Here is a 12,607-nt window from a genome sequence, read left to right on the forward strand (position 1 = left end):
TTTGCGGTGTGGCGCTGGCCGGTTCCCATGCCACCCTGGTGTTCGTGCCATCCACAACCAGCCGCGCCCGCCCGTTGTTCCTCCTGCGCGGGGGCACCCGGCCCGAGGACGTCGCCACGCTGACCGCTGCCCTGCGCGAGCGGATCGAGGCGCGCACTCGGGGCTCCCGAGCGTGCGCGAGCGCCGATGCAGTTGGGGCCGTTGGGACAGTCAAGACCTGGGACATAGCCGGGCAGACCCCCGGGGACGGCCCGGGCGGCAGGCGCCGCGCCCCCGGGAACGGGCAGCGGCTACCGCTGCTGGTCCCCATCGGCCCCGCCGAGGAGCCGGAGACCGTCACCACCGATCTGGCCCGCCGCCTGGACCCGGCCGGCCCGGCAACCCGCCCGGACGTCGACCTGCTGCTGCGCACCTCCGGCTCATCGACGGGCACCGGCACCCTGGTGGCCATGCCACTGGCATCCCTACTCGCCTCCGCGCGGGCCACGCACGCCCGCCTGGGCGGTCCCGGCACCTGGGTGCTGGCCCTGCCCACACACCACGTGGCCGGCCTGCAGGTGCTGATCCGGTCCGTCTTGTCCGGGCGCGCGCCGGTGGTGGTGGACTCCGACGGCGGCTTCAACCCCGATGCACTCGCGGACGCCATTGAGCGGGCCCTTTCAGCTCGGCCCGGCGATCCGGTGCGCGTCCCCCTGGTACCCACCCAGCTGGTGCGCGCGCTGGCCCCCGGGCAGCAGCGGGCACAGCGGGCACTGGCCCGCGCCGACGCCGTACTGCTGGGAGGCGCCGCAGCCGACTCGGAGCTGTTGCGGCGGGCCCGGGCCGCCGGGGTGAAGGTAGTGACCACATACGGGATGAGCGAGACCGGGGGCGGCTGCGTCTACGACGGTCTTCCCCTGGAAGGCGTGCGGGTGAGCATTGATGACCCAGACGCGGCGGGCGTGGGCCAGATCGTGCTCTCCGGGCCGGTGCTGGCATCCGGATACGCTGAGCGTGGCGCCCGCCCGGCCGGCGCGGCGAGCTTCCGCGAGCCGCCGGGCAGCAACGCGGATGAGCCGGAGCGCCGCCGCGAGCTGGTCACCAGTGACCTGGGCAGACTGGTCGACGGACCGGACGGAATACGGCGGCTGGCGGTCCTGGGGCGCGTTGACGACGTCATCGTCACTGGCGGCGTCAAGGTCGCCCCGCATGAGGTCGAGGATGCACTGACGGCACTGCCGGGCGTCGCCCAGGCCTGCGTGGTCGGAGTGCCGGACGCCGAATGGGGCAGCGCCGTAGTCGCGGCAGTCGTGCCGGACACCGGCCGGGAGATCACAGACCGGGACGCCTGGGCGCAGCAGTGCCGGGACGCCGTGCGCAAGCACCTGGATGGGGCGCACACGCCCAAGCGGATCATCGTCCTCGACACGCTGCCGCTGCGCGGACCGGGCAAGGTGGACCGGCGGGCCCTGGCGCGCCGGCTCACTTCCGCCTGCCGAAACGCCGACTGAGTGGGGCAGAACTGGCAGAGAATGCACCACTTTCCCGCAGACGATGTCGCGGCCGAACCGAAAACGTCCCGAATACTGCCAATCCTGTGAAGGACCAGTGAGCGGCGGCCAGTGAAAGTGGTGCAGATTGTGACACCCGGTCCTGAGATAGGCTCTGCGCGCCCCAAGGAGGAACACATGACTGACCGGGATCTGCCCGCCGGTACCGAACCGCGCGCCACGAGCTGGACGGAGGTCGTGCGCCTGCGCACCCTGCCCGCAGCCGTCGCCCCGGTGATCCTCGGGGCTGGCGCCGCATCCGCCCTGGGTGCGGCCTCGGGCCCCCGGATCCTGCTGGCGGCCGGGGTGGCCCTGGCGCTGCAGATCGGCTCCAACCTGGCCAACGACTACTCCGACGGGGTGCGCGGCACCGACGACGACCGTACCGGCCCACCCCGGCTGACCGCCTCCGGCCAGGTAGACCCGCGCCGAGTGAAATACGCCGCCTTCGGCTGCTTCGGCGTGGCCGGCGTGCTCGGGCTGATCCTGGTGGCACTGTCAGGCCAATGGTGGCTGCTGGCAGCCGGGATTGCTGCGGTGGCGGCCGCCTGGTTCTACACCGGCGGTTCGCACCCCTACGGCTACGCGGGGCTCGGTGAGGTCTTCGTATTCATCTTCTTCGGCCTGATGGCCACCGGCGGCACCGTGTACGTGCAGGCCGGGGGCGTGCCCGGGTGGGTGTGGCTCGCCGCCTGCGGCATCGGCCTGATCGCCTGTTCCCTGCTGATGGTCAATAATCTGCGCGATATCGCCACCGACCCGCAGCACGGGAAGATGACTCTGGCGGTGCGGCTGGGGGAGCGGGGCGCCCGCCGGGCCTTCACGGCCATGGTGACGACGCCCGTGGTGCTGGCGGCCGCGGCAGCCTGGTGGGCGCACGCCGACCTGACCGCGGCGTCCGGAGGATCACCCTGGGCGGCACTCGGCGGGGCCGTAGTGCTGCTCGCTTTCCTCACCGTCATGGCGGCACGGACCCTGCGGCCGGTGCGAGCCGGGGCGACCGGGCGCGCACTGATTCCGGCACTGCGCGACGCCGGTCTGTACGAGCTGGCCTACGGCGGCGCCCTCGCACTGGCCCTGATCGCGGCGGCGTGAGATTGGCCGGGGTGGAGCGCGGTCACTTGCCCCCCATCGCCGAGGCGGGCTAGCGTGCTGGCCATGGCCAACACGCACCTGACGACCCGGACCGCTGGCAGCGCACAGGCGCTCGCGGTCATGTGTCAGGTGCGCATGTGTCGGTGCTGTCAGGCACGCTGACCCTGTCCGTGAGGCGTGACGTCCGCCGCTAGCCCGACTAACTCAGTTTCCCCCCAGTTCTGCGCTGCTCTGTAGTTCCTGTGCCGTCCGCCCGACCCGGGACGCAAACCCGACCTGGAACGAGTGCCGCGTAAATCTTGGAACAGGGCTATTCCCGTCGTCCGCCTGTGCCTGACAGCGATCCTCCCTTTCGGACAACGCCATTTCCGTCCGCAGCAGCGCGACGATCACGTCGATGCGCCTTGAGGAGAACCCCCATGTCCACTTCCTCCAACACCGCCAACCACCCCGAGCACACGCCCGACCCCACCCCCGAACCCCAGGCCGGTGACATCACCGCCGAGAACGCCGCCGCCATCCTGGCCGCCGACGACGCCGACGCCGCAGATTCCCCAAATGCCTCACGCCTCACCCGGCGGCGCCTGCTGACTGTCGGCGGGCTCGCCGCCGCGGCCGTCGTCGGCGGTGGCGCCTGGCTGACCCTGCGCCGCACCAATTCCGGCGTCGTCGGCGCCGCCGAGCGCCTGCCGCTGGTGATCGGCGGCGACATCTGCGCCGCCCCGCTGTACGCCGCCTACCACCAGGGCTACTTCGACGACGCCGGCCTGAACGTCACCCTTGCCCGCACCCAGCGCACCGAGGACACCAAGGACGCCCTCAGCGCCGGGAAGTACATCGGCGCCCCCGGCATCTTCTTCTCCTGGCTGGAGCCCATCTACAACGGCATCAACGCCAAGCTGACCGCCGGCTTCCACTCCGGCTGCCTACAGCTGGTGGTCAACAACGGCTCCCCGATCTCCTCCTACGCGGACCTGAAGGGAGCCACCATCGGCGTCCCCTCCCTGTCCTCCTCGGCCTTCGCCTACTTCTCGATCGGCCTGGCCAAGGCCGGCATCAACGTCGACCCCGAGCACGGCGACATCACCTGGACCACCATCGACGAGGACTCCCTGGGCACCCGCCTGACCAACGGCGACGTCGACGCGATCATGGGCTCCGACCCCGCCCCGCTGCTGCCCGTATTCGACGGCACCGCCCATGTGATCGAGTCGAATGACGACGAGCCCTTCTGCTGCTCCGTGGCTCTAAACGGCGACTTCGTGGCCAAGCGTCCCGACGACGCCAAGGCGCTGACGGAGGCGTGGCTGAAGGGCTCGGACTACCTGGCCGCCTCGCAGGCCCACCGCAAGGAGATCGCCAAGATCGAGGTCGACAACAACTACGTCGCCGCCGACCAGTCCCTGGTGGAGGAGGTGCTGGAGACTTACGGCTGGGAGGCCTCGGCCACCGCCTTCCGCGAGGCCATCGAACCGGGCATCGAGGACTTCAAGCTCACCGGCTACATCGACTCCGGCATCGGCGCCGCCGAGCTCGCCGACACCGTTTACGCGGACCTGGGGATCAACCGGTGAGCGCCCAGGCACAGGCGGATGCGGCGGCGGGACAGCCCGTTCCCGCCGAAGACGCGGCCTCGGCCGGTGCTGCTGCGACGCGGCCCTACCGGACCCCGCCGCACCCCCACGAGGACGCTCACCGGCGCACCCACCTGAGTCGTCTCGCCGGGGCGGCGCTGGCCCTCTGGGTCGCGTACGTCGGAGTCGTCGTCTTGGTGCCCGACGCCGCCGATGCGCGCACGGCCAGCACGACGCCGCTGCTAGCGCTGGTCGGCACCTGGATCGCGGTGCTGGTCGGCTGGACGGCGGTAGCCCAGGCCCGCCCGGGTACCCCCGCGGCGGGGGCACTCGCGCACCGACTGCCGTGGATCGTGTTCTTCGGGGCCTGGTTCACCCTCTGGCAGCTGACCACGGTCAAGTCCGGGCTGCTGGACCCGCCCTACTTCGTTGCCCCGGAGGTGCTGATCGAGGCCTTCCTCGGCGACTGGACGCTACTGGCTAGATGTCTGGGATCATCCGCCCTGCTGTTCCTGACCGGCTACGCCGTCGGTTCGGTGCTCGGCTTCGTCACCGGCCTGCTCATGGGCTGGTCGCGGCGGGCCGACTACTGGCTGCACCCACTGCTGCAGACGGTCGGGCCGGTGCCCGCGGCGTCACTGCTGCCGCTGGCGGTGCTCGTCCTGCCGACCACATACGCCTCGGCCGCCTTCATCGTCGCCTTCGGGGCCTGGTTTCCCATGGCGACCATGACGCGCGCCGGCGTGCGGGCCGTCCCGCGCTCCTACTTCGACGTCGCTCGCACCCTGGGCGCCCGCGAGTCCTTCCTGGTGCGCCGCATCGCGATTCCGGCGGCCCTGCCGGACATGCTCACCGGCCTGTTCACGGGCCTGGGCACGAGCCTGGCGGCGCTGATGACCGCGGAGCTGGTGGGCGTCGACCAGGGGCTGGCCTGGTACATCAACTGGGTCAAGGGTTGGGCGGACTACCCGCGCATGTACGTGGGCCTGGCCGTGCTCATCATCTTCTGCCGCGCGTTGATGATTCTGCTGTTCAAACTGCGCTCCTCGCTGCTGGCGTGGCAGCAGGACCTGGTGAGGTGGTAAACGATGACTGCTTCGACGCCCTCCGCCGGTTCAACAACTTCTGCGCCAACGCAGGCGGACACCTCGGGCATCCCCGCCCCCGGCGCCGAGCCCGCATCCCGCGGGGCGCGGGTACACCTGACCGGCATCAGCCATCACTACCCGTTACGGCACGACGTCGACCACGGCTGGGTGCCGGCCCTCATGCGGCTGGTTTCCCCTGCCGCCCGGGCGCGGTATGAGGCCGAATCCGCCAAGCCGGACCAGTTGCCGGTGCTGAACGGCATCGACCTGGATATCGCCCCGGGGGAGTTCATCTCCCTGGTGGGCCAGTCCGGCTGTGGCAAGTCCACGATCCTGCGGCTGCTGTCCGGCCTGGAGACTCCCAGCCAGGGCAGCGTCGTCGTCGACGGCGAGGCCGTGACCGGCACCGCCCCCGAGCGGGCCCTGGCCTTCCAGGACGCCACGCTGCTGCCGTGGCGCACGGTGCGGGAGAACGTCGCCCTGGGGCCACAGGCCCGTGGACGCCTGGAGCCGCGCCGGGTCGAGGCGGCGCTGGAAGTGGTGGGGCTGCGCGACTTCGCCGACGCCTACCCGACCACCCTGTCCGGTGGCATGGCGCAGCGCGCGGCCCTGGCCCGGGCCCTGGTCAACCGGCCGCGCCTGTTCCTGCTGGATGAGCCCTTCGGCAAGCTCGACGCACTCACCCGGCTGACCCTGCAGGATGAGATCGCCTCCCTGTGGGCCTCCCAGGGCTTCACGGCGGTGCTGGTCACGCACGACGTGGAGGAGGCGCTGCGCCTGTCCAACCGCGTCATCGTGCTCTCTGAGCGGCCCGCGCACGTGGTGGAGGACATTCGCGTGCCCGAGGGGTTGGGGAGTGACGAGGCCGCCCCCGAGTTCCAGCGGCTGCGCCGTCGTCGGTAAGCGCGCGGGCTCACTCAGCGGGTGGCGGCCTCCAGGGTGACCTCCGCGTCGGGCTCGCGGGTGATGCGGTTGCGCAGGTCGCGGCGCACGATCTCGATGGACCACATCCACACGATGTGGCCGAAGAACTCCGAGAAGTGCTCCGACCAGGTCTGGGCGCCGTCGATCCAGGGGAATGGGCTGGGGGCCCAGCCCAGCAGCGGCATGACGATCACATGCGCGCCCACGTACACGAAGACGCCGAAGACGGCACCCTGCCACAGCTTGATCCGTGGGAAGTACTCGGCTGCGATGCAGTAGATCAGGCCAAAGACGATCGCAAAGCTGAAGTGCACGATGAAGGACATGATCGGCAGCTCGTTGTTGGAGAACGTAATCGTCAGGTGCGAGGTCTCCGGGGACATGCCGAACCACTCCAGCATCGCCTGCGGCGGGTTCGTGTCCGAGCGGATGCCGGGCGTGCGCGGCGGGAACGGCACCTCCCAGCCGAACTTGACCAGGGCGGAGAAGGTGCCGGCAATGAGGCCGACGAGTGTGGCCACGCCGACGCGGCGGCGGGACGGCTCGGTCGAGCCGAGCAGGCGTGTGATCCAGGCTGGCATGGGAACCTCCGGGTATTGCGGCGGGGTCGCCGCGGCGATGATGAGCAAGCGCCTACGGCGCGCGCTCATCGGGGTCGACCAACGATTTCACGGCGCAGCGCCGGTGTCCAAGCGACCCGGCGGCGAAGGCGGGCGTCGAACTCGACACCCAACACCACCGGTAAGCGCATAGGGTGAAGCCGTGATCTACTACCAAAGGGACGATGAAGATGGCGGGACCGCGCTGGGTGTTGTCAGTGCCATCCTGGCGGTCGGCCTGACGTGCATCTTGCCGTTCGCGCTAGGTCTGTCGATCATAGCCGTGTCCTTCTTCCTGGAGGCGTTCCCGGAGTCCCTGTATGCGGCGGATATGGGGTTTCCCTTGCTGGCGCTGCTCTACTTTGTGGCCTATGGGGCAACCTGGTACGGCGCCCACCGTTTTCTTTTGTCCCCCTGGACTGTGCAGGTGACTGAACGGGGTGTGCGCATTGGCAGGGACAACCTTCCTTGGCCGCGGCGGCGCGAGGAACTGATCATTGTTGAGAAGCATCGCCTGGGCGGGCGCATCCGCCACCGGGCTATTTACGACTCTAAATTCGGTCGCGTGCGCTTGCGCGCACTTGAGGCGTATACATACGGTAATTCCAACGCTGCGCGGCAAGCCGTGGAGGCGCGGCTGGACCAGGTCTGGGCGGCCTGTGAGCAGGCGCGCGAGGATGCGGCTGAAAGACGGCGCCAGGCGGCCGCGGAGCCGGGTGCGGACGCTCAGAAGTAATCAGAAGTAATAGGGGAAAGGCGACCAATCCGGCTTGCGGCGCTGAAGGAAGGCGTCGCGGCCCTCGGCGGCCTCGTCGGTCATGTAGGCCAGGCGGGTGGCCTCCCCGGCGAAGACCTGCTGGCCCGCCAGGCCGTCGTCCGCCAGGTTGAAGGCGTACTTGAGCATGCGGATCGCCTGCGGCGACTTGCCGGCCACGATGCGCGCGTACTCCAGGGCCCGCTCCTCGAGCTCGGCATGGGGGACGGCCTCGTTGACCACGCCCCAGTGCTCGGCGGTGGCGGCGTCGTAGGTGCGGGCCAGGAAGAAGATCTCGCGGGCCCGCTTGTCCCCGACCTGCCGGGCGAGCAGGGCGGAGCCGTAGCCGGCGTCGAAGGAGCCCACATCGGCGTCGGTCTGCTTGAAGCGGGCATGCTCGGCGGAGGCGAGCGAGAGGTCGCAGACCACGTTCAGGGAGTGGCCGCCGCCGGCCGCCCAGCCGGATACGGCCGCGATGACGACCTTCGGCATGGTGCGGATGAGCCGCTGCACCTCCAGGATGTGCAATCGCCCCGCCCGCGCGGCGTCCAGGCGCTCGCGCTGTGCGGCGACGGCGGCGTCGTGATTGTCGGTGGTGGCTGCGACGCTCCCGACGACGGCGTCGGGGCGGGACCTCCCGGCGCCCTCTCCGGCAGAGGAGGCGGCCCCGGCGTCGTCGCCCGCCTTCTCGTACAGGTAGCCGTCCCGGCCGCGCACTCGCTGGTCGCCGCCGGAGCAGAAGCCCCAGCCGCCGTCCTTGGGGGAGGGGCCGTTGCCGGTGAGGATGACGGCGCCGACGTCGCCGCTCATACGTGCGTGGTCGAGCACCCGGTACAGCTCGTCGACGGTGTGCGGGCGGAAGGCGTTGCGCAGCTCGGGACGGTCCAGCGCCACCCGCACCACCGGCAGGTCGCGCACCCAGGCGCCGTCGGCGTCGCGCTCGCAGCCGCGGTGGTAGGTGACGTCGGTGAGTGCGCCCGGGCCGTCGCCGCGGTTGGCGAATCCGGCGACGTCGCGCCAGCGGAGAGGGTCGAAGATCTCCGAGACCCGCTGCGGCAGCGGGTGGGGCGACGGTGCAGCAGATGACGACTGGCTCATGCACACAGGGTAGGCGGTTCGCCTACGGCTTGGCTCTCGTCTTGCCCGTGCCTCGACTAGTCCGCTTCGATCCGGTTGCCATCTTCGTCAACGTAGTAGCCTTCATCATCTATTTCGGAGAAATTCAAGCGGCCGTCCTGAATCTCCTCCGCGAAGTGCTCGCGTGTCATCAGGCGCACTTGGCGGCCGCGCTTCATCATTTCCTTGTGGTTGAGGGTGGTGTTCCAAGGCTTCTCGAGGGTGATGATGATGACCATGTAGAAGATCCAGGTCACCAGGGTGAGGGTGACTATTGAGGACGACGCCAACAGCGTGGCAGCGGCGGAGCCTGCTACGGCTGCGCAGATGAGCGAGATGACAGTCAGGGTCGGTCCCTCGGGGTCCTGCGACCGCCTGGCTCGCATGATCAGCCGCGACGCCGTTGCATCGAGAACCTCCCGTATGACGGCGGCCACGATCGCGAATGCAACCACACGGTCAACGGTCAGGCCCGTGTGGGTCAACGCCGACAAGATCCCTGTGACGATGCCAAGACCGAGTCCATAAAGCAGAGCCATGAAGGCCCTCCCGGAAGCCAGGGCCCAAAGCGGGATTGCTGGGTGCCAGCGGGAGTCGGATTCCTGTGTTGTGGTCGCCATGGGTTCTCCTGATTGGCGCTTATCCGCCGATCTGTGGTCTGCGGACGTAAATGTGGCTGAGTGTAGGGAAAGTATGAGCTGAATCATAGGCTGATCTTCGTCAGGGTTGTGCGTGCCAGGCCACTGCACGAGCCGGATGTTCCGCTACGGCGGCGTCACTGCCGCCGACCAGGTTTGTTGGGCTCTTCCGGTTTGAGGGCGTGGCGCTGGACTCCGGGGTGACGTCGGGTGAGGGCCTGCCCGCCCACGCAGCCCGTCGCTGGCGCTCGTTCCCATGCGCGGGCGCCCCAAAATGTCCAAGATCGGCATAAAGGCCGTTAGGGGCCGCTGGGGCCGTTTCTGAAACCGCATGATTCCAACGTTTTGCCCACGGTGCCCGGAAACGTCGGAGTCGTTTGTACCGAACTCGGACATTCCGTCCCGCGGCGGGGCGCCCGAGGCGTGCAACATGCCCGGCTCACAGTGCTCCCGCACACGCCCGCCGCTCGACCCGGCTAGCCTGTGTCCATGACGCTCATGACGCCCAGTCCCCAGACGGCCTCGGACCCCGCCGACCGCACGGTCATCCCGCGCTCGGCCGGCGGCGGCCGCGTCGACTCCGAGACCGGCCGCCTGCGCGAGGTCATTGTCCACCGGCCCGGGCGGGAGATCGCCCGTATCACGCCGATCAACGCCAACTCCCTGCTGTTCGACGACGCCCTGAACATCGCCCGCGCCCAGGCCGAGCACGACGCCTTCACCGCCATCCTGCGCGCCGAGGGCGTGATCGTCCACGACTTCCGCGACCTGCTCACCGAGACCCTCGCCGTCCCCGAGGCCCGTCGCCTCGTCCTGGAGGAGACCGTCGGCCCGCAGGCGGTCGGCGTGTCCACCTCCGAGGTGCTCATCGACTTCCTGGGCGGCCTGCCCGACGCCGAACTCGCCGAGGTCCTCCTGGCCGGCATCACCCGCAACGAACTGCGCGAGCGCCTGGACCCCGCCGACGCCGCCACCCTGTTCGCCACCACCTACCTGTCCACCCTGGAGGGGCAGTTCGTGGTCACCCCCCTGCCCAACCACCTGTTCACCCGCGACACCTCCGCCTGGCTGTACGGCGGCGTGTCCGTCAACACCATGGCGCTCGCCCCCCGCCGACGTGAGGCCGTCAACTACGAGGCCGTCTACCGCTTCCACCCCGCCTTCGCCAGCCGAGTCGGCTCCGTCTCGGGCGGGGAAGGGGCGACGTCGTCGGACCGGACGCCGGGCGAGCGCGGCCCGCTGTGGGTGGAGCCTCACGGCGCCTCCCCGGCCACCGTCGAGGGCGGCGACTTCCAGGTGCTGGGTAACCGCACCCTGGTCATGGGGCTAACCCACCGCTCCAGTGCGGCCGGTGTGGAGCGCCTGGCGACCCGGCTCTTCGCCGACGGCGTCGCCGACCGGGTCATCGGCATCCACATGCCCGACCGCGCCTTCTACACCGAGCTCGACGCCGTCATGCACCTGGACACCCTCATGACCATGGTCGCCCCCGACACCTACCTGCGCTTCTCCGGCTTCAACGACGTCACCACCGTGGAGATCGAGCCCGGCGCCAACCACGGCTCCAGCAAGGGCTCCGCCCTGCGGGTAACCGTCCACGACGGCGGCGACATGGACGCCGTCCTGGCCCGGGCCGCCGGCATCGACGCCTTCAAGGTGATCAGCCCCGACATGTCCGACGAGGCCGAGGCGCTGCGCGAGCTGTCCCGCGACTCCTGCAACGTCGTCGCCCTGGCGCCGGGGCGGGTCATCGGCTACGCGCACAACCAGCGGGCCAACGATGTGCTGCGCCGGGCGGGTGTGGAGGTCATCGAGACCCCCGGCGTCGAGCTGGTGCGCGGTCGCGGCGGCGCCCACTGCATGACCTGCCCGGTCACGCGCGATTGAGCCGAGTGACGCCGAGCTTGCTCGGGTGTCCGAGGCGATTGAGTCGCGTGAGAGGCCTTGCCGTACACGCGCGATTGAGCCGAGTGACGCCGAGCTTGCTCGGGTGTCCGAGGCGATTGAGTCGCGTGAGAGGCCTTGCCGTACACCCGCGACCGAGCCGAGTGACGCCGAGCTCGCTCTGATGTCCGAGGCGACTGCGCGGCTCACTTCCCGACGATGCTGATCTCTCGCGCCTCGGCCCACGGCACCGTCCAGCCCGCGGCGTCGATCACCGTGGACAGCACCGCAGCGGTGAAGCCCCACACGAGCGGCCCGCCGTCGCGGGTGACGAAGGCGGGGCCCCGCCACACCTGTCCGCCGCGCTCCAGCACCCATGTACGCCGAGCCGCCGGATCCACGAGCGCACCTACCCCGACCCGCGTAGCCCACCTCGTCTCGGTGCCATCCAGCCGCATATCCCGAGGCGTCGCCCACCAGCCGAGCACCGGAGTCACCAGGTTCGCCGAAGCGGTCAGCGCCGCTTCCGGCAGCGCGCCGAGCACATCCACGTCGGACGGCTCGATGCCCGCCTCCTCCCATGCCTCACGCAGAGCCGCTGCCGCGGGATCGCCCCCGTCGGTCGGCTCCAGCCCGCCGCCGGGGAAGGCGACCTCACCGGGGTGGTGCCTCACCGCCGCGGAGCGCAGCGTGAGAACGACGTCGAGGTCGTCCACCGATGCCCCCTCGCCGTCGGCGCGCACTCCGCGGGATACCGCCTGCTCGCCCACCCCGAATAGGACGAGCACGGCCGAGCGCTGCAGGGCGCGCCCCGAGGACCTGAGCCCCTGCGCACGCTCCCGCCGCGACTCCAACCCGTCCAAGCGGGGTGCTGCCGCCGCGACCCGGCGAAGATCATCAACCACTCCCATGGGGGTGAGGCTACGGCTTCCTCATCGTCGGCGACGGTTAACGGCGAGTCGGCGGTGGTGACAATGGCAACCGGCTCTGGGAAGAGTCGTGTGGCGTCAGCTGACGTGCGCGGCCGCGGCGGTTGCCGCAGACGACGATGCCGCCTCAACCGAGCCGACCGGCGCCAATGCTGCGGCCTCGTCCGCGGGCCATGCCGCTTTCACCGGTGAATCAGGAACGGCGGGCTTAACGAGCGTTTCCGCACCCTCCGGCGACGCGACGGGACAGGGCCCCGCACTTGGTGCGGGTTATCGGCGTGAACGCGTGTTTTGGCGTGGCGGCGTGTGGGGGTGGTGATTTTGCGCGACCCTGGGTGACACTGCACGACCTTGGTGTGTTTTCCACGACCACCCCGGGGTCGTGGAAAACACACCAAGGTCGTGGAACGCGGCCCGGGGTCGTGCAGTGCATACATATCCGACTCCGGTGGGGGTGCCGACTGAGCGTGTGGCACG

11 protein-coding genes are annotated in these 12,607 nt (G+C 70.0%); 7 read left to right on the forward strand and 4 right to left on the reverse strand.

What is annotated here, in order from left to right; genetic code table 11:
* The first annotated feature begins 44 nt into the window (after positions 1–44).
* From GZ998_RS08550 to GZ998_RS08570, 5 genes are all read left to right on the forward strand, one after another.
* Positions 45–1,490 carry an AMP-binding protein gene (locus GZ998_RS08550; RefSeq protein ID WP_308807191.1) on the forward strand — a complete coding sequence of 482 codons (1,446 nt, stop codon included), beginning with the start codon at positions 45–47 and terminating at the stop codon, positions 1,488–1,490.
* 177 nt (positions 1,491–1,667) lie between these two features.
* Entirely contained in the window at positions 1,668–2,624 is a 957-nt protein-coding gene (locus tag GZ998_RS08555; RefSeq protein WP_162679117.1) for a 1,4-dihydroxy-2-naphthoate polyprenyltransferase, read from the forward strand.
* Positions 2,625–3,043: 419 nt separating this feature from the next.
* A complete protein-coding gene (locus GZ998_RS08560) occupies positions 3,044–4,198 on the forward strand; it encodes an ABC transporter substrate-binding protein (RefSeq protein WP_219109594.1) in 1,155 nt (384 codons plus the stop codon).
* Positions 4,195–5,283 carry an ABC transporter permease gene (locus GZ998_RS08565; RefSeq protein WP_374939190.1) on the forward strand — a complete coding sequence of 363 codons (1,089 nt, stop codon included), beginning with the start codon at positions 4,195–4,197 and terminating at the stop codon, positions 5,281–5,283. Before GZ998_RS08560 ends, GZ998_RS08565 begins: the two co-directional genes overlap by 4 nt.
* A gap of 3 nt (positions 5,284–5,286) precedes the next feature.
* Positions 5,287–6,189: an ABC transporter ATP-binding protein gene (locus GZ998_RS08570; protein ID WP_219109595.1), complete on the forward strand. Its 903-nt coding sequence runs from the start codon at positions 5,287–5,289 to the stop codon at positions 6,187–6,189.
* Between the two features lie 14 nt (positions 6,190–6,203).
* On the opposite strand, the gene GZ998_RS08575 is transcribed toward GZ998_RS08570, so the two are convergent.
* The gene (locus GZ998_RS08575) at positions 6,204–6,791 is read right to left on the reverse strand and encodes a DUF1440 domain-containing protein (RefSeq protein ID WP_219109596.1); all 588 of its coding nucleotides are present in this window, start codon (positions 6,789–6,791) and stop codon (positions 6,204–6,206) included.
* Between the two features lie 181 nt (positions 6,792–6,972).
* On the opposite strand from GZ998_RS08575, the gene GZ998_RS08580 reads away from it, so the two are divergent.
* On the forward strand, positions 6,973–7,545 hold the full coding sequence (locus GZ998_RS08580) for a hypothetical protein (RefSeq protein ID WP_161923674.1): 573 nt from the start codon (positions 6,973–6,975) through the stop codon (positions 7,543–7,545).
* Here GZ998_RS08580 and GZ998_RS08585 read toward each other — a convergent pair whose 3' ends face one another.
* Positions 7,546–8,661, reverse strand: coding sequence for a 1,4-dihydroxy-2-naphthoyl-CoA synthase (locus tag GZ998_RS08585; RefSeq protein ID WP_219109597.1), 1,116 nt, complete (start codon positions 8,659–8,661; stop codon positions 7,546–7,548).
* Between the two features lie 56 nt (positions 8,662–8,717).
* On the reverse strand, positions 8,718–9,299 hold the full coding sequence (locus tag GZ998_RS08590) for a hypothetical protein (protein ID WP_219109598.1): 582 nt from the start codon (positions 9,297–9,299) through the stop codon (positions 8,718–8,720).
* Positions 9,300–9,815: 516 nt separating this feature from the next.
* Between GZ998_RS08590 and GZ998_RS08595 the strand changes: the two genes are divergently transcribed.
* A complete protein-coding gene (locus GZ998_RS08595) occupies positions 9,816–11,204 on the forward strand; it encodes an arginine deiminase family protein (RefSeq protein WP_219109621.1) in 1,389 nt (462 codons plus the stop codon).
* Between the two features lie 203 nt (positions 11,205–11,407).
* Here the strand turns inward: GZ998_RS08595 and GZ998_RS08600 are convergent, their stop codons facing one another.
* On the reverse strand, positions 11,408–12,112 hold the full coding sequence (locus tag GZ998_RS08600) for a CoA pyrophosphatase (protein WP_219109599.1): 705 nt from the start codon (positions 12,110–12,112) through the stop codon (positions 11,408–11,410).
* Between the last annotated feature and the right edge of the window lie 495 nt (positions 12,113–12,607).

It is taken from the genome of Actinomyces sp. 594, from assembly GCF_019325145.1.
In the GTDB taxonomy this organism is placed as follows: Bacteria; Actinomycetota; Actinomycetes; order Actinomycetales; family Actinomycetaceae; genus Actinomyces.